Source organism: Marinomonas colpomeniae (assembly GCF_014803385.1).
Classification (GTDB): Bacteria; Pseudomonadota; Gammaproteobacteria; order Pseudomonadales; family Marinomonadaceae; genus Marinomonas; species Marinomonas colpomeniae.
The window spans coordinates 543,088-563,488 of sequence record NZ_JACYFC010000002.1; the positions used below are offsets into that span (position 1 = coordinate 543,088).

Below are 20,401 nucleotides of genomic sequence, written 5' to 3' on the forward strand. Positions count from 1 at the left end.
TAGATAATTGCTATTAATGATCAAGTTTAAGGCGCTAAATATAGGCTCTTTAATTTGTCCAGTTGTAACTCGCCAAGCAAACACTGTCCTTCTGGGTCAATAAGAATTCGACCATTCATAGCCTCACGACCAAGCAGCATTCTATAACCCATGCTGTCTCGGTTCGTTAGAGTGACTTCAATCTCCCATCGCTTTCCACCTAAAGAGAGCTCAATGCAAATAACTGGGCGTTTTTCTTTGTCCCCGCTGGAACTTTTAATGACGCGTTGATCAATAAGAGGCGCTTCGCAATGCACTGTGATTTTTTTATTCTTTTGTAATGGGTGTACTTCGAATCTTACCCATTGTTCATCATTCTGAGAGAACTTCTGAATATTGACTGCGTGCATTGAAGAGGTTTTTGCGCCAGAATCAACTCGAGCTTTAATCGCAGGGATTTTAAGGGAAGGAAAAGCGCACCATTCGTCGCTACCAATAATAGTTTTTGCTTCATTTAGTTGGTTCATAGAAAGTACAGTGCCCTTAAAAAAGAAAGTAGTCGTTTTTGCTGGAATAAAAAAGTGCTGTGATTCCCCATGCTTTATAGCTTAAAACAGAGATTAGAGTAAGTTATTATTGATGTGTAGTAGACTTATTTGCTCTGCTGAATTGTCAGTATAGACACAAGCTCTTGTAATCGTAATATCTGAAGTTAATATGTGCACACAATAATTTTTTTTGGAGTTGTTAATGAATGGCCAACTGATAAACGAGTTGGAAGAGCTGGGAGGCGAGATACGCCCAGCAAGCTTGAAAAAGTGCGATGAAATTGTCATTGATCAACCGGGCTTTAGCGCTATCATTGCGTTATGGGGCGGGCACTTGAAAAGCTTTATTCCTGCTGGTCAAGAGGACCTTCTGTTTCAATCTGCGAATCATGGTGGCGATGGGCGTTTTGATCGTCGACATATGGGCGTCCCTGTATGCTGGCCTTGGTTTGGTGCGAATGAAGACCATGACGACTATCCTGCACACGGTCTTGCTCGTTACTTCCGTTGGGAGCTTATTGAAGCGGGCCGCTTTAAAAACGGTGATGTGAAAATTGTTATTCGTTTAGCATCCGAAAACCATCCTTTGATTGAAGAAATGTGGCCATTAGCCTTCGAATTGAGACAGGTGTTTAGATTGTCGAGCAAAGGTTTCAGTATTAATTTCTCTGCCGCTAACTTATCTGATAAATCGATGCCAATCAGTGAGGCGCTTCACACGTATTTTAATGTAGCTGATAACCAAGTTGCAGAAGTTCACGGGTTGGAGCAGGTTACCTACGTAGACAAACTAGATAACAATAGTCGTCAGAAGAGCGATAGTCTTGTAACGCCGTGTGAGAGCATGGATAGGGTGTATGTATCCTCGCCAGAAGAATATGAAATACGCGATCCAGTATTTAATAGAAGATTAGTTATGCAGGTAGAAGGCAGTCAAAGTACTGTGTTATGGAATCCTGGTCCAGAGCTAACTAAATTGCGCACCGATATGGAAGATGATGAGTATCGTCGTTTTGTTTGTGTTGAAGCCGCAAATGTCCTTACTGATGCTTATGAAATTGCACCAGGTGCAATACACCAATTGAAGCTAAAAGTAAGACACAAGCAACTTACTGAGTCATAGAGTAATCATGTTGTAAGGTTATTTTCTTGTCTTAAAATATGTCGTAAAAAAGCCCGCCTGTTTTAATTCAGGCGGGCTTTTTTGTTATCTCAGTTTTGCTTTATACAAACTTAATCGAGGTCATATTCCATAATTAATGGCGCGTGATCTGAAAAACGCTGGCCTTTATAGATGGAGCCACTTTGGATTTGGTTTTTAATACCAGGTGTCGTAATTTGATAATCTAAACGACCGCCTTCATCCAGTTTCCATGCACGTTCATAATCTGGCCACCAAGTATATTGCTTGTCTTGTTTGTTTACTTGGCGAAAAGCATCAATGTATTCCATTTCATTGAATATTTCGTTTATCCATTTACGCTCTTCTGGTAAAAAGCCGGAATTTCTTTGATTAACGAACCAGCTGCTTACATCAATAGGTGAGCGAGCGACGTTTGCTGTGCCGCAAAAAATAAATTCTCGACGTTTACGGCGCGTTTTAACTAGATGATTTTTAAAACCTTCCATAAAACGATATTTATGCTCTTGCAGTGTCTCTTCGTGGTTTGAGCCATGCGGCGTCAAAAATGCGCCAATGCTGACTTTATCGAAATCGGCTTGAATAAAGCGTCCTTCAAAGTCACATTCAGGAAACCCCATGCCTGTCATAATCGCTTTAGGCATGGTTTTACTATAGATGGCAACGCCCGCTTGATCAGGGTTTTCTAAAGACTCAAAGAAGTATGTGTTGTATCCAGGTGGAAAGAAAACGCTGTCTTTAAGCGTACGTTCATCTGCCTGTATATCTTGTAGACACACAACATCTGGGTCCTGACGAACCATCCATTCAAAAAAGCCACGATCGGCTGCTTGTTTTATTCCGTTTACATTAAGGCTGATGACCTTCATTTATGGTCCCTACAATTCCTAGCCGTGTGTTATATTAGCGCCTATACAATGTTGGCATGGCTTCGCTCGTTCTTGGCGGCGCTTTGTTGTGTACTTTTTATCTTTCTGGAGTTGGCATGAAACCTTACCAAAGAGACTTTATTGAATTCGCAATTGAACAGAATGTACTGCGCTTTGGCGAATTTACTCTTAAATCGGGCCGTGTAAGTCCTTACTTTTTTAATGCAGGCCTGTTTAGTTCTGGGCAAGCACTGGCTAAGTTAGGACGCTTTTACGCGGCTTCGTTAATGGAAGCAAATGTTCCATTTGATGTTCTATTCGGCCCTGCCTATAAAGGCATTCCATTAGCAACAACAACCGCTGTTGCTCTTTATGACCACCATGATGTAGATACACCATACGTATTCAACCGCAAAGAAGCAAAAGCTCATGGTGAAGGCGGTTCACTTGTTGGTGCACCATTAGCAGGTAACGTCATGATTATCGATGATGTTATTACTGCTGGAACAGCCATTCGAGAAGTTATGGCGATTATCCAAGAGGCTAATGCCGCTCCCGCTGGTGTTCTTATCGCCTTAGATCGTCAAGAACGAGGCCAAGGTGAGTTATCTGCAATTCAAGAAGTCGAACGTGACTTTGGTATGCCTGTTATCAGCATAGTGTCTCTAAATGACATTATGACGTATTTATCAGAACAGAACACCACTGAATTTGCAGAACATCTTGGTGCAGTTAAAGCGTATCGTCTTCAATACGGTATCTAATTTAGTGCTGAAAAAGGGTTTGAGACATTGTTTCGAACCCTAGCGATTTAGCATCAAATTTTGTGCCAATACATCCCATTGCTCTTGCCAAATGTCCATTGGCTTAACTTTAAATTCGCTGCGTACATAATGGCGAATTTTACCTTCAATAATTGCGATAAGAAAATTCGCACAAGGTGCTACTCCCATTGTTGGTCGTAAACCTTGTTTCAAGTCTGCTTCACGAATAATTTGTTTTAGCTGAGTTTCAATTCGATCAAACACCTGAGTGATGCGGACTCGTAAACGCTCTGTTTCACCAGCTAATGCATCTGCGGTTAATAAGCGGCACATGCCGGGGTTTTGCTCAGCAAAACCGAGTACGAGTGTCATGATCATCTCTATACGAGCAATAGCATTGCTTTCTTCTTGTATTATTCGGGTAATTCGAGTGAATAAACTTTCTTCAATGAATTCGATTAGGCCTTCAAACATCTTTGCCTTGCTAGGAAAATGACGATAGAGTGCCGCTTCAGATACACCCACTTGCTTCGCTAAAGCAGCAGTAGTGATACGTGCACCTGGACTGCTCTCTAACATTTGAGCAAGTGCTTGTAATATCTGTGTGCGACGATCCGTTTTTTTGTTGCTCATTTGTCGTTTCCAGTTTTTTGCCAGTGTTGTTTAATTGCTCATTAATAAAAATGTATGAGTTTATTCAGTGGTCTTAGTGTTTGATATCAAGGTACCGACACCAGTGTCTGTGAATATTTCCAACAAGGTTGCATGTGGTACTCGCCCGTCAATTATATGAGCGCTTGTTACGCCCGCATTGACAGCCGACAGTGCGCAACTGATTTTTGGTAGCATGCCGCCGTAGATTGTACCGTCGGCAATAAGTGCATCAACCTGAGCTGTGCTTAAGCCTGTCAGTACATTGCCTTGCTTGTCTTGCACACCAGAGATATTGGTTAATAGCATGAGCTTTTCAGCGCCAACCGCTTCAGCGACTTTTCCTGCAACCAGATCAGCGTTAATGTTGTAAGAATTGCCTTGATCATCCACACCAATAGGCGCAATAACAGGGATGAGGTCACTGCTTTCGAACAGTTTTAAGAAGCTAGTATCGATACTGGCAACTTCACCTACATGACCAATATCCACTTGTTCTGGTGTTGCCATGCCTTCTGCTTGATGCTTAACGAAAAGCTTTTTAGCTTTAATAAAACGACTGTCTTTACCTGTAATACCGATGGCTTTGCCGCCAGCCTCACAAATTAAATTGACGATTTCTTTGTTTACTTGACCACCTAGCACCATTTCCACTACATCCATGGTTGCAGTGTCAGTAACACGCATACCATTAATAAATTTGGATTCAATGTTTAGCTTAGTTAGCATGTCACCGATTTGTGGGCCACCACCATGAACAACAATTGGATTGATACCAATAGCTTTCATCAAAACGATGTCTCGTGCGAATCCGGCCTGCAAGGTTTCATCTGTCATAGCGTTGCCGCCATACTTGATAACCAATGTTTTGCCAGCAAAACGTTGAATATAAGGAAGCGATTCGCTTAAAACCTTAGCAACATCTAAAGCAGATTCACGAGAAAAAGCCACGTATTAAATACTCCTGTAAACAAAGATGGATAGTAGATGTGAAACACATAGTCTTAATTATGATGAAAAAAGAATAAGACACCATCCAGACATAAATTATTGGGTTGTTATAGCAAAACGATGATAGCTAAGGCTAACAAGGAGTGTAAGCAACCACTTAGGGCTGAAATAATAGCCTGATCGAGAATGATTAACTATAAGTATTTGTAAGAAACTTACAAAGTAGAGGGTTTAAAAAGTAAATTAAATGACAGTTCGAAAGTATGGGTGAATGAATCTAATAAATGCTGCGTAAAAGATGAAAAAAACTCATCTTTTACGCATTTTTTGCTTATTTTGTGCCTGTGTGGCCAAAGCCGCCTTCACCACGTTCTGTGCTTTCAAACTCAGCCACAATATTAAATTCAGCTTGAATGACTGGAATTAGAACCAGTTGTGCAACGCGTTCACCTGGCTCTATTGTAAATGTCGTTTTACCACGGTTCCAGCATGACACCATTAGCTCGCCTTGATAATCTGAGTCGATTAGTCCAACAAGATTTCCTAAAACGATACCGTGTTTATGACCTAGTCCAGAGCGAGGTAAAATGGTGGCGGCCAAGCCTGGATCTTGAATGTATATAGACAAACCAGTTGGCAATAGTGTTGTTTCGCCAGGAGCAAGCTCAAGTGCTGAATCTAGGCAAGCACGGAGGTCTAAACCAGCAGAACCTTCTGTTGCGTAAGTTGGCATCGGTATTTCTTTGCCGATTTTGTCATTAACAATTTTTAGCTGGATAGTTTGTTTCATTTTTAATCTCTTCTTAATTCTCTTTCTAAAGCGCTAGTATCTTTATAGAGAGTGTGTGTAAATAAATTCTACTAGTTGGTTTGCTAGTTCGCTTTTTGCTGCTTTATCTGGGGCCCAAGTTTCATTGTGCGTAATCACAGTGACTTGGTTTTCGTCTTGATTAAAGCCAATATCAGTGCGTGAAACATCGTTGGCGACAATAATGTCTAACCCCTTACGTTCTAATTTACCTTGTGCGTATTCGATCACATTTTGGGTTTCAGCGGCAAATCCAACCATGATTTTTGCGCGTTTATTTTTGGAAAGAGTTGCAATAATGTCTGGGTTTTTAACTAGGGTAAGTTGCATTTCATCGCTATCAGGTTGTTTTTTCATTTTTTGATCTGTAGCGGTTTTTATTTTGAAATCAGCAACAGCTGCGGCGCCAATAAATACATCTGCTTGTGTTGTCATGTTTTGTTCGCAAACAGCGAGCATGTCGTCTGCGCTTTTTACAGAAATTACATTCGCCCCTTTAGGTGGAGGGCATTGTGTAGGGCCGCTTATTAACGTAACTGCAGCGCCTCGCTTTAATGCAGCAGAGGCCAGTGCATATCCCATTTTTCCTGAGCTGTGATTACTGATATAACGAACAGGATCAATTGCTTCCATGGTTGGACCTGCGGTGATAACCCAATGCTGGCCTATAAGGTCTTGCTCAACTTCTGTTGTTTGAAAGAGTTTTGTTATGAGGTTAAATATATCCGCAGGTTCGCTCATTCGCCCTGGACCAATATCCCCGCAGGCTTGTGCACCATCGGCAGGTCCAATGCTCAACACACCGCGCTCAGTTAATAGCTTCGCATTGGCTTGAGTGGCTGGATGGCGCCACATGGCTTGATTCATCGCAGGAGCAATAAGTACGGGAGATTCTGTTGCGATACATAATGTTGAAAGTAAGTCATTCGCCATGCCTTGTGTATAGCGCGCCATGAAGTCAGCCGATGCGGGTGCTATAACGATCAGGTCTGCCCATTTTGCTAATTCAATGTGACCCATTCCTGCTTCAGCGTTAGGGTCTAATAACGTGCTGCGTACAGGGCGCCCAGAAATGGCTTGTAGCGTCATTTCTGTTACAAATGCTTTTGCCCCTTCGGTTAAAACGACTTGAACGTCTGCGCCAGCCTTAGTTAATAAACGAATTAGCTCGATACTTTTATAAGCAGCAATGCCACCAGTAATGCCTAATAGAATGCGTTTTTGGGCTAGGTTTGACATAAAAAACTTCTCAATTCGTTCTGTGATAGATAAGGTTAGTAAAGAGGCAGGATGCCTACTGTTTTTTCGTTCTTTTATTTTTCTGCTGTTTGAGTTTATAAGTCTCAAGCAAGATTACCATGTATCAAGGAGTAGATCATGAGTATAAAACATTGGCCAGAACAAGAAAGACCTAGAGAAAAACTCATACATAAAGGTGCAGAAGCCTTAAGTGATGCAGAGTTATTAGCTATTTTTCTTCGTACCGGAACACAAGGAATCAGTGCTGTTGAACTCGCTCGACAAGTATTGACCCAATTTGGTGGATTACGTTCCCTTATGTCGGCCAGTAGAGAAGAATTTTGCAAAGGTTTTGGTTTGGGGGATGCAAAATACACCCAACTTCAAGCGGTTCTAGAGATGTCTAAGCGTCATTTGCAAGAGCAGCTAATGCGCGAAACGGTCTTCACCAGTGCAGAACATGTTCGAACGTATCTTTCTTCTCAGTTGCGTCATTCTCAGCGAGAAATTTTCGCAGTTCTCTTTTTAGACACGCAACATCGGCTCATTCGTTATCAAGAGCTCTTCATGGGGACGATAGATGCGGCCGCTGTTTACCCTCGTGAAGTAGTGAAAGCGGCACTTCAATATAATGCCGCTGCTGTGATTCTCGCCCACAACCACCCAAGCGGCGTGGCTGAACCGAGTCAATCCGATATATCCATCACAGCTAAAATAAAAGACGCGCTGAATTTGATCGATGTCAGGCTGTTAGATCACTTTGTAGTGGGAGATAGCATGCCTGTATCGCTCGCTGAAAGAGGCTTGGTGTAGCTAAGGTGTACTTTAACTTTGATTGGAAATGAGTAATTCATGTATCATATTTAATAGGCTTAACTAAACTTCTATATATTAAACGGATGAATATAAACTTATGCCAAGCACTCAAGTAGTTTTTCTTGCCTTTGGGCCTCGTGTTGATTTGTATGCTCAGATTTATTTTGCTTTGCGCTCCGCTCAGAGTTGGCGAGAAGGTAATTACAATGTTACTGTCTTGACAGACAGGCCAGAGTTTATGGCTTCTCTAAAGGAAGAGGTAGATATTATACATTTATCTTCTGAAACTTTAGTTGAATGGCGAGGAAAACACGATTTTCTTTGGCGCATAAAAATGAAAGCAATAGAACACGTTGCCAAGATACACCCAGAAGATCACATTTTGTATTTTGATTCAGATATAGTCGTTGCTAAATCTCTTGATATGCTTATTTCACGACTTGATAGTGGCTCATCAATAATGCATATAAAAGAAAAAATCATAGCATCTTCGTCTTCAAGTAAAGACAAAAAACTAAGTAAGGCACTCTCTGGTTTTGAATGTTCTAAATATAAGTTTGATGATGCTTCTGAAATGTATAATGCTGGTGTCATGGGGGTTCCTGCTGGTAAATCTATTCAAGTTCTATCTGATGCGATTGATTTATGTGATGCCCTTTGTGATACGGAAGCTGATAAAACATATTTAGAACAACTTGCTTTTTCAATAGCGTTAAAAGCCACAGGTAATCTATTGACGGCTGAAGATGTGATTATCCATTATTGGGGGAATAAAGATAACTGGAATAATCTGATCGAAAATTATCTTCTAGAGAGTAAGTTTAAGCAGCTTAGTAAAGAGGCTGAACTTGAAATGATGCGTGATATCAACTTTTCTGAAACGCCTTATTATTATCGAATACAAGCAACGAACAGAAGATTTAAAAAACTAGCTGATAAAATTTTCAGCGGCGAACGGATGCACTTTTTTAGTTAAAAGGGCATTTTTCACTTATATCATACTAATTAGAAAGTGCTTTTTATTTGCTAATGGGTCTCTTCGTTTGAAGTGCCTGATAAATCTTATACAGTGTTTGTTTGGTTTTAGATATTTCTTAGAAGAAAGGAATATCTAAGCCAACTTTAACGTTCCCCATGACAACATTTGAATGAAATTTGAGAATACTGTCATCATCTAAAAAAAGTTCTTGAGTGATAACGTCATATCTTTTCATACTGATAGCGGCAATGACTAGAATAAAGTCATTCTCTCCAGCGACGTAGTAACACTGTTGGACTTCTGGATAGTTGGCGGTCTTAGTCTTGAAGTTATTCATAATGGCTGTGCCGCATTGTTTTAGTGTTACTTCGGCAATGACTAGTATATGACCTCTTAGATTGGCGGTGTTTAAGACGGCCACTTCTTTTTCTATTACGCCTGACTGACGCAAGGCTTTTAACCTTCTCTGAACAGCGGTCGCTGATAATCCAATTTCTTGGCCGATTTTCTCAGTAGTCAGGCGAGCATTTCGTTGCATTATTTGTAGAATTTGGTGGTCGAAAGAATCCATCTGATGAAAATCCTCTTTAAATTGTATTTTATGCAGTTATTCGGCGTAATTGAGTCTATTCCGATGCGTTTCGTTTTTAGTGTGCTCTTAAAATAGAGAAAATCCAATGTTTAGAAAATTGAAGGGGATCGTGTTGATCAAAAATACTGGAATGCTTTTAGGTATTTGTATGGGGTTGGTTGCTTCATTAATTTGGGGGAGTTGGCCTGTCATCTCAAAACTCGCACAAACTCAAAATATTACCTCTGTTGAAATTACTATTTTACGTTTTGGTATATCTGGCCTGATTTTGTTGCCAGTGCTGTTTATTCATTCTATTTCGTTACGATCACTTTGCACCAAGGGTGTGGCTTTGGCGGTTGGTGCAGGTATGCCATATGTCTTATTGGCGATGAATGGTATTAGTCTTTCATCGAGCGCACACTTCGGCATTATAGCTCCGAGCAGTATGTTGGTGTTTTCTACTTTGGGCAGTATCTATTTGCTTTCCGAGAAATTGACCCGTCAGCGATTGGTTGGTGTTTCTATGATTGTCTTGGGGGTTTTTATTGTTGGTTGGCATAGTTTTGCGCTCATGAATCACCAGGTATTAATGGGCGACTTAATGTTTGTTGGTTGTGGTGCGTTATGGGCTATGTTTACGTTACTTGGCAAATACTGGAAATTGAATTCTTGGGTTGCCACAGCAATGGTTTCAGTTGTATCAGGTGTGCTTTGTTTTCCTCTATATGGTCTTAGTAATGAGCCTATTTTCGTTGATATGTCGATAACGACTTTCTTGGCTCATGGGCTTTTTCAAGGTGTATTGGTGGCTATCTTGGCGCTTTATAGTTATTCGACGAGTGTTTCTATTTTGGGTGCTGCGAAAGGCGCTGTGTTTGCGGCTCTTGTTCCACCGATCGCTATATGCCTTGGGGTGTTGATTTTAAATGAGATTGTCACTTGGGTTGAGGTGACAGGCATTACTTGTGTGTTTTTAGGGATGATGTTCGCGCTTGGTTTGATTGTGTTTCCTTCTAAAGTTAAAATTAGTCATTGAAAAAGTGGCTTCTTAAAATGCAGTATTTAACCTATTGGGTCATTTTTAAACAAAAGGTTGCTCAATAGGTGGGGGTATGAGAAAATCCGCGCCGCTATATCTTCGGTATGGGATTTTTTTGGTTCATAAGGAATCATGCTCCGCCTGAGGAAGTCCACGCACTTCCAATAATTTATGTATAGCGTTAAAGGTATTTAATTATGGCTCGCGTATGTCAAGTTACTGGGAAACGTCCTGTATCAGGTAATAATGTTTCTCACTCAAAACGTCGTACTAAACGTCGTTTTCTTCCAAACCTTCATTGGCACCGTTTTTGGGTCGAAGGTGAAAACCGCTACATCCGTTTACGTGTATCTTCTAAAGGTATCCGTATTATCGATAAAAAAGGCATCGAAACAGTTCTTACTGAAATGCGTGCCAACGGCGAAAAAGTATAAGGAATTGAATCATGGCTTCTAAAGGCGCTCGCGATTTAATTCGCATGGTATCTTCTGCTGGTACTGGTCACTTTTACACAACTGACAAGAACAAGCGAAATACTCCGGACAAACTTGAAATGAGAAAGTTTGATCCAGTTGTACGTAAACACGTTATGTACAAAGAAGCGAAAATTAAATAATTTTCGTTTTCTTAAGAAAAAACCGACTCTTAGAGTCGGTTTTTTTGTATCTATTGCATCAGGTAACACTTTATCCATTTATTCTGTATTGTTTAAAGTTACCTAGTTACTGTCGAGTTTATTTATGCCTGAATTACCAGAAGTAGAAACCACTCTACGTGGTATAGAGCCTCATCTTATTGGACGTAGCTTTTCTAAGATAGATATTCGACAACCAAAACTTAGATGGTTGATCACCCCGGAGCTTGCTTCTGATTCTGTTGGGCAGGTGATAACAGGTCTTTCTCGGCGCGGTAAATACATAGGCATTCATACGGGAAAAGGTACCTTAATTATTCATCTAGGTATGTCTGGTAGTTTGTATTTTGTACCTGCAGAAACACCACCGCTATTCCATGACCATGTAGATTTTCGCTTTTCAGAGAGTGAATCTTGGCTTAGATACACAGATCCACGTCGGTTTGGTGCAATACTGTGGACAACAGGTGACTGGAATGAACACGAGTTAATAAAGCACCTTGGCCCTGAGCCTTTGTCTGACCTTTTCAATGTCGACATTTTATATGCGCGAGCAAAGGGTCGAAAAGTACCTATTAAAACATTCATTATGGACAGTAAAATTGTTGTGGGTGCAGGGAATATTTACGCTAATGAGGCTTTATTTAAAGCAGGCATCCGCCCTAATCGTATGGCAGGAAATATAAGTAAAGCCCGTCTTGCTGTTCTGGTAGAATGCATTAAATTGGTGCTTTCTGCTGCAATTAAACAGGGCGGCACAACGCTAAAAGACTTTGTTGGTGGTGATGGTAAGCCGGGTTACTTTAAGCAAGAGTTATTGGTTTATGGTCGAGCAGGTAAGCCTTGTACTGTTTGTAGCACGCCGCTTAAAGAAATTCGCCTAGCTCAACGTAGTACGGTTTATTGTACTAATTGCCAAACCTGACCTTTTGTTCATGTTTCGGCATAAGAATTGCTATTTACTGATGTTGATGTGTTGATCACAAAAAGAAATTTTCTATTTTTTTATGTTCTATGTGCAAAAATATTGGTTAAACTGTGCATATTACGTTGCGGTATTTTGTGAATCAGTTTATTTTGACCAATTAGGCAAGATTAACCGATTATCTGAATTTTAATAACATATAAAGAGGAATTGGAATGAAAGGTATATTTATTGCGTCTGTAACGGCCTTAGCTATCTCATCTACTATGGCTCAAGCAGCGGATCCTGCTGTTGTGTATGACCAGGCTGGTAAGTTTGATAAATCTTTTAACGAAGGTGTTTATAACGGCGTTAAAAAATACACAGCTGAAACTGGTATTGAAATTCGTGAATTCGAACCAAAAAATGAAGCTCAAGTAGAGCAGGGCCTACGTCGTCTTGCTAAACGTGGTTACTCGCCAATCGTAACGGTTGGTTTCAACATGACCTCTGCTGTTGAAAAAGTAGCGAAAGACTTTCCAGAAGTTAATTTCACCATTATTGATGGCGTAATCGACCTTCCAAATGTTCAGTCTGTTGTCTTTAAAGAGCACGAAGGTTCTTTTGTTGTTGGTGCTGTTGCTGCCATGGCTTCTAAAACTGACGCTGTTGGTTTTGTTGGCGGTATGGATATTCCTCTTATTCGTCGATTTGGTTGTGGTTACGAGCAAGGCGCAAAATACATTTCTTCTAGTGCCTCTGTATACCAAAACATGACAGGTTCTACCGGCTCTGCGTTTAATGATCCAACTAAAGGTTCTGAATTAGCAAAAAGCCAATTCTCTAAAGGTGCAGATGTAGTATTCGCTGCTGCTGGTGGTACTGGTATCGGTGTATACCAAGCTGCGAAAGATGAAGGCAAATTTGCCATTGGTGTTGATTCAAACCAAAACCATATCCAACCAGGCACAATGCTTACATCTATGGTTAAGCGTGTAGATTTAGCCGCTTACAATACCTATAAAAACTCTGCAGCAGGTACTTGGACTCCAGGTCTTGTTGTTTTAGGTTTGGCTGAAGGTGGTGTTGATTGGGCAATTGATGACAACAACGCAAGCCTGATTAGCGCAGATATGAAAGCGAAAGTTCAAGACATTCGTTCTAAAATCGTGAGCGGCGACATTAAAGTTCATGACTACATGTCAGACAATACATGTAATTATTAATTTGCATATAAAAACAGCTGCCAGTGATTAGCCGGTAGCTGTTTTTTTTGCCCTGATGTTTTTACTGAGTAATGCAATCGAGCGACAAGCAGTTGGTTGTATGTATTGATGACAAAGATGAAGTAATAAAAAAACATAACGTGTTTTTTGCTCATAACATGTCTTAATCTAGATATAGTGTGGGCGTTCCATTTAAAGCAGATGAATTATTTTTAGATATGACTAATAAAACAATGCCATACGCAATTGAATTGCGAGATATCAGCAAGCGATTTGGTGCAGTTCAAGCCAATAAAGACATTTGCTTACAAATTCCTGCAGGCACTATTCACGGTATTATTGGTGAAAATGGTGCAGGTAAATCCACTTTGATGAGTATTATTTATGGCTTTTATGAAGCGGATACTGGTTACATTGAAGTAGACGGTAAGCGCGTTGATATTCGCAGTTCACAAGATGCCATCAACGCTGGTATTGGTATGGTCCATCAGCATTTTATGTTGGTTGAAAATTTCAGTGTGCTTGAAAATGTGATTTTAGGTGCGGAAGGCGGAACTTTACTTAAAGGCGGCATAAATACAGCGCGTGTAGAGTTACAGAGATTAGCACAGGAATACAGTTTAGATATTGATGTAGACGCAATTGTGGAAGAGCTCCCTGTTGGTCTACAGCAACGTGTTGAAATTCTAAAAGCCCTTTATCGTGGTGCTCGTATTTTGATATTGGATGAGCCTACAGGTGTTTTAACACCACAAGAAGCGGATCATCTTTTTCGTATTCTAAAAGCCCTCAAAGAGCAGGGTGTAACAGTACTATTAATTACACATAAACTTCGTGAAATCATGGCCTCCACTGATAACGTCTCAGTGATGCGTCAAGGTCAAATGGTTGCGGATCGTGAAACGGTAAAGACAAATAAAGAAGAGCTTGCTGAATTGATGGTAGGTAAAAAAGTTCGTCTTACCGTTGATAAAGATGATGCAGAGCCAAGCCAAGTACTACTCTCCGCTAGAAACCTTTCTCAGTTTGATGAGCAAGGTGTAAAACGCTTGAAAAATATTAATTTAGAACTGCGTGCTGGTGAAATTGTTGGTATAGCTGGTGTTTCAGGTAACGGTCAAAGTGAATTGTTGAATGTGCTTTCTGGTATTGAGCCGATGAGCGAAGGCGAGATTCACATCGCAGATCAAGTGATTACTTCAAAAAATCCAAAGGACGCGGCTCAAATGCGCGACCTTAAAATGGCGCATGTGCCAGAAGATCGTCATAAAATGGGTTTGGTAACAGGTTTTGAAGCCTATGAAGCTGCGGTACTTGGATATCATAATTCCAAGACGTATAACGGAAAAATTTTAATGCACCGTAAGGTGATGATTGATGAGTGTAATGAGCGGATGGCTGCTTGGGATGTTCGTCCACCAAATCCGCATTTGAAAACAGCGAACTTTTCTGGTGGTAACCAGCAAAAAATCGTTATCGCCCGTGAAGTAGAACAAAACCCCGACATATTATTAATTGGGCAGCCAACACGCGGTGTCGACATTGGGGCGATTGAAAATATACACGAACAAATTGTGAAATTACGTGATGCAGGCAAAGCCATTTTGCTTGTATCTGTTGAATTGGATGAAATTATGGCGCTGAGTGATCGTATTATTGTGATGTTTGATGGTGCGATTGTGGGCGAACTTGATGCAAAAGACGCTGACGAACGAACTCTTGGTTTGATGATGGCTAATGCTTACAACGAAGAGAAAGAAGGAGAGTCAGCATGAGTCAGGCAAAAGTTCCAACGTGGGTGAGTGTTGCACTTATTCCTTTTCTGAATATCATGATGGCTTTCATCGTATCTGGTTTGGTTATTCTAGCCATTGGTGAAAACCCTATCGAAGCGGCTGGCTATTTAATATACGGTGCGTTTGGCTACGATGAAGGTGTCGGTTATACGCTTTATTATGCGACTAACCTTATCTTCACCGGTTTGGCTGTATCGGTCGCGTTTAAAGGCGGTTTGTTCAACATTGGTGGTGAAGGTCAGGCGTACATTGGTGGTTTGGGTGTTGGTTTAGTGTGTTTAGCGCTTGATCATACTATGCCGTTATATGTGATTGTACCTTTGGCTATTATTGGTGCTGCAGTCTTTGGTGCCGGATGGGCGTATATACCAGCCTATTTGCAAGCTCGTCGCGGTAGCCACATTGTAATTACCACTATTATGTTCAACTTTATTGCCTCGTCTTTAATGGTTTACCTGATTGTAAACTGGTTAAAAGAAGATGGTCGTATGGCTCCAAATAGCCGCACGTTTGAAGAAAACGCTTGGTTGCCTTATTTGCATAAAATTTTATCGCCGCTAGGTATTGAGATTGGTGACTCGCCTCTTAATCTTGCTTTTGTATTGGCCTTGATTTGTTGTGTATTAGTTTGGGCCTTGTTATGGCATACACGTTGGGGTTATCAACTTCGTACGTTAGGCACAAACCCAACCGCCGCTCGTTACGCTGGCATTGATACGGCAAAAGTAACAATCTGGGGGATGCTTATTTCTGGTGGATTAGCCGGTTTTGTCGGTGTTAATGAAATCATGGGTGTTAATCACAGCTTACTGCTGAACTTCACTGCAGGTTATGGTTTTGCTGGTATTGCTGTTTCTTTGATGGGACGAAATCACCCTATCGGAATTATTTTGGCTGCTATTCTTTTTGGTGCTTTATACCAAGGTGGCTCTGAGCTGGCATTTGAAATTCCGACCATCACGCCTGAGATAGTTATTGTTATTCAAGGTTTGGTCATTTTGTTCTCTGGTGCGCTTGAACACATGTTTAAAGATCGTATCGAAGGCTTTTTTATTCGCAGAGCAGTGGCGTAGGGGAAAAATATGTTTGAAACATTAATACTTATGCTAGATGCAACCATGCGTGTGTCTACGCCTTTAATCTTCGCCGCTTTGGCTGGTCTATTCTCTGAACGTGCCGGTATTGTTGATATTGGTTTAGAAGGCAAAATTTTAGGCAGTGCATTTGCTGCTGCTGCGGCTGCGGCTATATTTGGGTCGGCTTGGATCGGCTTAGGTTTTGGAATACTTGCTTCTGTTGCATTAGCGATGATTCATGGCTTTGCTTGTATTACACACCGAGGAGATCACATCGTTTCTGGTGTTGCGATTAATACTATCGTTGCAGGCTTAACGGTTACCTTGTCTATGTACTGGTTTAGTATGGGCGGACAAACACCAACATTGTCTGGTGATGCTCGCTTTTTATCCATTACTTTGCCTTTCGCAAACGCTTTGGCAGATGTTCCTGTCATTGGTCTAATTTATTCAGAATTATTAAGTGGACACAATATATTGGTGTACTTGGCGTTTGCCATGGTTCCAGTAACCTCTTGGATAATTTATAAAACACGCTTTGGTTTACGTCTTCGTGCGGTTGGCGAAAATCCTCATGCGGTTGATACCGCAGGTATTTCAGTAGCCTTTCTTCGTTATCGAGCGCTGATTATTTGTGGCATATTATGTGGTATTGCAGGGGCCTATTTATCGACGGCTCATAACGCTGGCTTCTTGAAGGATATGAGTGCAGGTAAAGGCTATATGGCCTTGGCGGCGCTTATTTTTGGTAAGTGGCGTCCAGTTCCTGTTTTGCTTGCTTGTTTATTGTTTGGTTTTTTAGACGCAGTGGCGATTCGCATGCAAGGCGTTGTGATCCCTGGTATTGGCGAAGTGCCAGTACAAGCGATCGAAGTTTTACCGTACGTGTTAACTGTATTGTTGCTTGCTGGATTCATTGGCAAGGCGATTGGGCCAAAAGCCGTCGGCCGACCTTATGTGAAAGAGCGAGCCTAGCCCTATATGTTAAAACTTAAAGCGTCAGAAGCTAAAACTACAAAATCAAAATGTGACGAGCAACTTTTTGAACTCGCAAAAGATGCAATGAGTAAAGCTTATGTGCCTTACTCTCGTTTTAATGTTGGTGCTGCGATCTCGACTGTAAACGGTCATGTTTATTCAGGTTGTAACGTCGAAAATGCGGCCTATCCAGAAGGCACCTGTGCTGAAGCTGGTGCTATTGCTTCTATGGTGCTTGGTGGCGATACTGTAATTAAAGACATCTATGTGATTGGCAAAGGTGATGGCCTTGTTACGCCTTGTGGCGGCTGTCGTCAGAAAATTCGTGAGTTTAGTTCTGCTGATACCATGATTCACATTTGTGGCCCTGAAGGCGTGCGTAAGTCTCTCTCAATGGAAGAGTTATTACCTTTCTCGTTCGGACCCGAAAATCTAAAATTATAGATATGTTTTATTAAGAAGCCACGTTAATTTGGCTTTTTGTTTATTAGGGGCTAGTCAATATGTCTATATCGAAGCCATCTACAAAGGAATGAGCATGATGAAAAAAATAGCAACCTTATGTTGGGTATTGTTATCTCTTACTATTGTTGCTTGTACAAGTGGCCCAATTTCACGAGATGATGCAGCTGGCTTTGAACAGAATGGTGAAGCTAGTTATTACGCTGATAAATACCAAGGTCGTAAAACCGCCAACGGAGAGTTCTTCGATCAAAAAGCGATGACAGCAGCGCATAAACGCTTACCATTTGGCTCAAAAGTCAAAGTGACAAATGTCGAGAATGGAAAAAGCATTGTTGTGCGAATTAATGATCGTGGTCCTTTTATTCGTGGGCGTATTATTGATTTAAGTAAGTCTGCTTTTCAACGCATCGGCAACACGAATTTAGGCATTATCGAGGTTGAAATCGAAGTACTTCACTAATTTGATTTATTCAACACACTAGGCGTAAGCTTTATTGTCGCAACCACTTGTCCAAAATCGTCTGGATCGCGTTGAATGGTGAAACCCAAATGGCGACAGAAATCGATCATGCGTTTGTTTTCTGCTAGTACTATGCCTTTCATCATTTTGATACCTTTGTCTGCGGCGACTTGAAAAAGTTGTCGCATAAGGTAAGAAGCCAATCCTAAGCCTTGGAATTCATCCCCTAATACAACGGCAAACTCACAGCTTTGGTCATCAAAATTGTCTATGTATCTAGCGGTGCCAATTAGTAAGTCTTTGCCATCTCGATTGATGATCGCCAGCAACGCCATTTCTCTGTCGTAATCAATATGAGACATGCTCGAAAGCATGCGTGGTGTTAGTTCTGAGATATTGGAGATGAACCGGAAGTAGCGTGTTTCATGAGACATGCTGCGAACGAAATCGGCCATGATTGCGGAATCTCTTGGCAGTACTGGTCTTACGGTTGCTACTTCGTCATTTTTCAAAGTGAGATCAGATACCCATTGTCTAGGGTAAGGGTGAATGGCTAGGTGCTCGTAACGGCGCTCACTTTTTCGTGTTTGTAGACTGGCGGTGACGTTGGCATATACGCTGCCACTTTCATGTACCCTTACATCGGCTAATTCTAAGCCTTCAATTTCCGGCAGTTCACACACCATAGTCGACAAATTACGTAGTAAGCTTTCTAGCTCGAAAGATTCTTCACCGGGAAACGCTCGTTGAATGAGGTCTTTTGCCAATACGGTGTTCAGTGGTGGTAAGGCGACAGCCTCGACTTGTTTATGCTGATGAGCACCTTCTAAAGACAAACCAATCGCAGGGCCAAAAACCGCATCTTGGAAAACACGTAAATGAATCGGCGCAGACAATTGATGGGAAGCTTGTCTACGAGAAATTAGGGGGATATGGAACAGCTCAAAAATGCTTCGTAAATCGTCTGCGGTAGCTTTGTTTTGCCCTGTTTTTAACAATTCATTAAGGCTATTTGTTGCTTCAGAAACATCGATTTTGAAGCGAAAGGCATGGCTGTCTGGTGATTGTTTCGCAAGTAACTGATTGCGTTGGAATTGCACTAAAAACTGGAAGCCTTCGATGGCCGTTTCTGGTGTACGAAAGGTAGGAATACCCGCTTCGTTGATGCGCGTTCGCATGTTGGTCATGTTGCCGCCACCAAGTAAACACACCATAACGAGCTTTTTCTGGTCTCGATGAAGCTTGGTAATGAGAGCGTACAAAGAATCGATGTCGATCAGTGCAGTTGGGCTCAAGGTAAGTAATACGGCACCGCATTGAGGGCTGCTTAGGGCATCCGCGGCTAAATCAATAAACAAATCAGTAGCACAACTTGCCCAAACGGTGGTTACTGGGCCAATGCCGCCTCGACCCTTCATGGTGGATTCTAATTTTTCGTACAGCTCACCTTCTGGTGTGAGCAAATCAATATTCAATTCCATTGCGCGTTGGGCGGCTAGTTCGCCAGGGCCAGCGCCGTTACCGATAATTAATAAAGAGCCATCTTTAACGCGACGGGCGTTTGTCATCACAGACGCAGCAGCGATTAAATCATTTAATCGACGGCCACGTACCGCACCAGTTCGGCTTAACGCGGCATCGAGTACTCGTTCGTCCGAACCTATAGAATGCTCAGTAACAACCGCGACAGGCTTACTGCGACCTGTTGCCCGAAGACTGCTCAAGAAACGAGTTGGGCTGCCTATTTTTTGCAGATACATCAGGATTGCCTGACTGTCGAAATCTGTTGATAAATAATCCAGTACTTGCGACGGCATCACATCAACAGGTGATCCCATAGATACGATTTGAGAAAATCCGATGCCTTGCCACGTCGCCCAATCGACCAAGGCGCTGGCGACGGTTCCGGATTGAGACATCAAAGCCAATCGACCTGTTAAAGGCTGTGTTAAACCAAGCCAAGCATAGACACCTAGTTTCGGACGACAAATTCCAAAGCTGTTTGGACCGAGTAAGCGAACATTGTTTTTGCGCAAGATAGGAATCAACTTGGTTTCTGATTCCTCAGTCCAAGACAACATCAACAAAGAGCCAATACCTGCGTTGCCACAAGCCGTAATAATGTCTTCCATGGATGAATCTGGGTGTACTCCAACCAACACTGCAAGGTCTGGGTTTGGCTTTGCTGCATTTGAAGTAATGAATTCATCCAAAGACGTAAACAGGGGAAATGAAAACGGTGTTGCAGGTTCAACGCCAACCAAGCTAACAGGGCAAGATTTTCCGTTATTAGATTTGTCTTTATGAAGTAGGGATTTTAGCAGCGCCAGCATGAGTGGGTCTTGCGCATCATCACCGGTCAAAATCACCATGGATTTTGGTGCTAGTAAGGGTTGCAATGCATGTTGGCCCATTGGACGTTCTCCTAATGACGGATGCTAAACAAAAGACAGAGTAATTTAATAAATTAGAGATAAAAGTATCATGCTCTTCATCTTTAAAGA

At 41.6% G+C, this 20,401-nt stretch carries 23 protein-coding genes; 14 read left to right on the plus strand and 9 right to left on the minus strand.

Going from position 1 to position 20,401, the window contains the following annotated elements:
* Positions 1 to 26: 26 nt before the first annotated feature.
* Entirely contained in the window at positions 27 to 506 is a 480-nt protein-coding gene (locus IF202_RS07735; RefSeq protein ID WP_191594303.1) for an ATP-dependent zinc protease family protein, read from the minus strand.
* Positions 507 to 729: 223 nt separating this feature from the next.
* Between IF202_RS07735 and IF202_RS07740 the strand changes: the two genes are divergently transcribed.
* Positions 730 to 1,650 (plus strand): D-hexose-6-phosphate mutarotase, encoded by a 921-nt coding sequence (locus IF202_RS07740; RefSeq protein WP_191594304.1) that lies wholly within the window; start codon positions 730 to 732, stop codon positions 1,648 to 1,650.
* A gap of 110 nt (positions 1,651 to 1,760) precedes the next feature.
* On the opposite strand, the gene IF202_RS07745 is transcribed toward IF202_RS07740, so the two are convergent.
* On the minus strand, positions 1,761 to 2,537 hold the full coding sequence (locus tag IF202_RS07745) for an exodeoxyribonuclease III (RefSeq protein ID WP_191594305.1): 777 nt from the start codon (positions 2,535 to 2,537) through the stop codon (positions 1,761 to 1,763).
* 116 nt (positions 2,538 to 2,653) lie between these two features.
* On the opposite strand from IF202_RS07745, the gene pyrE reads away from it, so the two are divergent.
* Positions 2,654 to 3,301, plus strand: a complete 648-nt coding sequence (pyrE, locus tag IF202_RS07750; protein WP_191594306.1) for an orotate phosphoribosyltransferase — start codon at positions 2,654 to 2,656, stop codon at positions 3,299 to 3,301.
* A gap of 39 nt (positions 3,302 to 3,340) precedes the next feature.
* On the opposite strand, the gene slmA is transcribed toward pyrE, so the two are convergent.
* The 4 genes from slmA to coaBC all read right to left on the minus strand — a co-directional run bounded on the left by slmA (position 3,341) and on the right by coaBC (position 6,950).
* Complete coding sequence (gene slmA, locus IF202_RS07755; RefSeq protein WP_191594307.1) at positions 3,341 to 3,934, minus strand: nucleoid occlusion factor SlmA; 594 nt, start codon at positions 3,932 to 3,934, stop codon at positions 3,341 to 3,343.
* Positions 3,935 to 3,994: 60 nt separating this feature from the next.
* The gene (argB, locus tag IF202_RS07760) at positions 3,995 to 4,903 is read right to left on the minus strand and encodes an acetylglutamate kinase (protein ID WP_191594308.1); all 909 of its coding nucleotides are present in this window, start codon (positions 4,901 to 4,903) and stop codon (positions 3,995 to 3,997) included.
* Positions 4,904 to 5,234: 331 nt separating this feature from the next.
* A complete protein-coding gene (dut, locus tag IF202_RS07765) occupies positions 5,235 to 5,693 on the minus strand; it encodes a dUTP diphosphatase (protein ID WP_191594309.1) in 459 nt (152 codons plus the stop codon).
* A gap of 42 nt (positions 5,694 to 5,735) precedes the next feature.
* Positions 5,736 to 6,950, minus strand: coding sequence for a bifunctional phosphopantothenoylcysteine decarboxylase/phosphopantothenate--cysteine ligase CoaBC (coaBC, locus tag IF202_RS07770; RefSeq protein ID WP_191594310.1), 1,215 nt, complete (start codon positions 6,948 to 6,950; stop codon positions 5,736 to 5,738).
* Between the two features lie 138 nt (positions 6,951 to 7,088).
* On the opposite strand from coaBC, the gene radC reads away from it, so the two are divergent.
* Positions 7,089 to 7,763 (plus strand): RadC family protein, encoded by a 675-nt coding sequence (gene radC / locus IF202_RS07775; RefSeq protein WP_191594311.1) that lies wholly within the window; start codon positions 7,089 to 7,091, stop codon positions 7,761 to 7,763.
* Positions 7,764 to 7,863: 100 nt separating this feature from the next.
* Complete coding sequence (locus tag IF202_RS07780) at positions 7,864 to 8,742, plus strand: glycosyltransferase family protein (RefSeq protein WP_191594312.1); 879 nt, start codon at positions 7,864 to 7,866, stop codon at positions 8,740 to 8,742.
* 118 nt (positions 8,743 to 8,860) lie between these two features.
* On the opposite strand, the gene IF202_RS07785 is transcribed toward IF202_RS07780, so the two are convergent.
* A complete protein-coding gene (locus tag IF202_RS07785; protein WP_191594313.1) occupies positions 8,861 to 9,316 on the minus strand; it encodes an Lrp/AsnC family transcriptional regulator in 456 nt (151 codons plus the stop codon).
* A 106-nt stretch (positions 9,317 to 9,422) separates the two neighbouring features.
* Between IF202_RS07785 and IF202_RS07790 the strand changes: the two genes are divergently transcribed.
* The 5 genes from IF202_RS07790 (at position 9,423) to IF202_RS07810 (ending at position 13,122) form a co-directional block, all read left to right on the plus strand.
* Positions 9,423 to 10,355: a DMT family transporter gene (locus IF202_RS07790; RefSeq protein WP_235963358.1), complete on the plus strand. Its 933-nt coding sequence runs from the start codon at positions 9,423 to 9,425 to the stop codon at positions 10,353 to 10,355.
* Positions 10,356 to 10,555: 200 nt separating this feature from the next.
* Positions 10,556 to 10,792 (plus strand): 50S ribosomal protein L28, encoded by a 237-nt coding sequence (gene rpmB / locus IF202_RS07795; RefSeq protein WP_191594314.1) that lies wholly within the window; start codon positions 10,556 to 10,558, stop codon positions 10,790 to 10,792.
* 11 nt (positions 10,793 to 10,803) lie between these two features.
* Entirely contained in the window at positions 10,804 to 10,974 is a 171-nt protein-coding gene (gene rpmG / locus IF202_RS07800; protein ID WP_024023741.1) for a 50S ribosomal protein L33, read from the plus strand.
* A 124-nt stretch (positions 10,975 to 11,098) separates the two neighbouring features.
* A complete protein-coding gene (gene mutM / locus IF202_RS07805; RefSeq protein WP_191594315.1) occupies positions 11,099 to 11,917 on the plus strand; it encodes a bifunctional DNA-formamidopyrimidine glycosylase/DNA-(apurinic or apyrimidinic site) lyase in 819 nt (272 codons plus the stop codon).
* 215 nt (positions 11,918 to 12,132) lie between these two features.
* Positions 12,133 to 13,122, plus strand: a complete 990-nt coding sequence (locus tag IF202_RS07810; protein ID WP_191594316.1) for a BMP family lipoprotein — start codon at positions 12,133 to 12,135, stop codon at positions 13,120 to 13,122.
* On the opposite strand, the gene IF202_RS07815 is transcribed toward IF202_RS07810, so the two are convergent.
* Positions 13,119 to 13,277 (minus strand): hypothetical protein, encoded by a 159-nt coding sequence (locus IF202_RS07815; RefSeq protein WP_191594317.1) that lies wholly within the window; start codon positions 13,275 to 13,277, stop codon positions 13,119 to 13,121. The two genes, IF202_RS07810 and IF202_RS07815, sit on opposite strands and share 4 nt — an antisense overlap.
* Before the next feature lie 63 nt (positions 13,278 to 13,340).
* Here IF202_RS07815 and IF202_RS07820 point away from each other — a divergent pair, with 63 nt between their 5' ends.
* The 5 genes from IF202_RS07820 (at position 13,341) to IF202_RS17455 (ending at position 17,897) form a co-directional block, all read left to right on the plus strand.
* Positions 13,341 to 14,897, plus strand: a complete 1,557-nt coding sequence (locus IF202_RS07820; RefSeq protein ID WP_191594620.1) for an ABC transporter ATP-binding protein — start codon at positions 13,341 to 13,343, stop codon at positions 14,895 to 14,897.
* On the plus strand, positions 14,894 to 15,991 hold the full coding sequence (locus IF202_RS07825) for an ABC transporter permease (RefSeq protein ID WP_191594318.1): 1,098 nt from the start codon (positions 14,894 to 14,896) through the stop codon (positions 15,989 to 15,991). The genes IF202_RS07820 and IF202_RS07825 overlap by 4 nt, the downstream gene beginning before the upstream one ends.
* Before the next feature lie 9 nt (positions 15,992 to 16,000).
* Entirely contained in the window at positions 16,001 to 16,969 is a 969-nt protein-coding gene (locus tag IF202_RS07830) for an ABC transporter permease (RefSeq protein ID WP_191594319.1), read from the plus strand.
* Between the two features lie 6 nt (positions 16,970 to 16,975).
* Positions 16,976 to 17,416, plus strand: a complete 441-nt coding sequence (gene cdd, locus IF202_RS07835) for a cytidine deaminase (RefSeq protein WP_191594320.1) — start codon at positions 16,976 to 16,978, stop codon at positions 17,414 to 17,416.
* A gap of 94 nt (positions 17,417 to 17,510) precedes the next feature.
* Positions 17,511 to 17,897 carry a septal ring lytic transglycosylase RlpA family protein gene (locus IF202_RS17455; protein WP_328797208.1) on the plus strand — a complete coding sequence of 129 codons (387 nt, stop codon included), beginning with the start codon at positions 17,511 to 17,513 and terminating at the stop codon, positions 17,895 to 17,897.
* On the opposite strand, the gene IF202_RS07845 is transcribed toward IF202_RS17455, so the two are convergent.
* Positions 17,894 to 20,311 carry a bifunctional acetate--CoA ligase family protein/GNAT family N-acetyltransferase gene (locus tag IF202_RS07845; RefSeq protein ID WP_191594321.1) on the minus strand — a complete coding sequence of 806 codons (2,418 nt, stop codon included), beginning with the start codon at positions 20,309 to 20,311 and terminating at the stop codon, positions 17,894 to 17,896. The genes IF202_RS17455 and IF202_RS07845 overlap by 4 nt on opposite strands.
* Between the last annotated feature and the right edge of the window lie 90 nt (positions 20,312 to 20,401).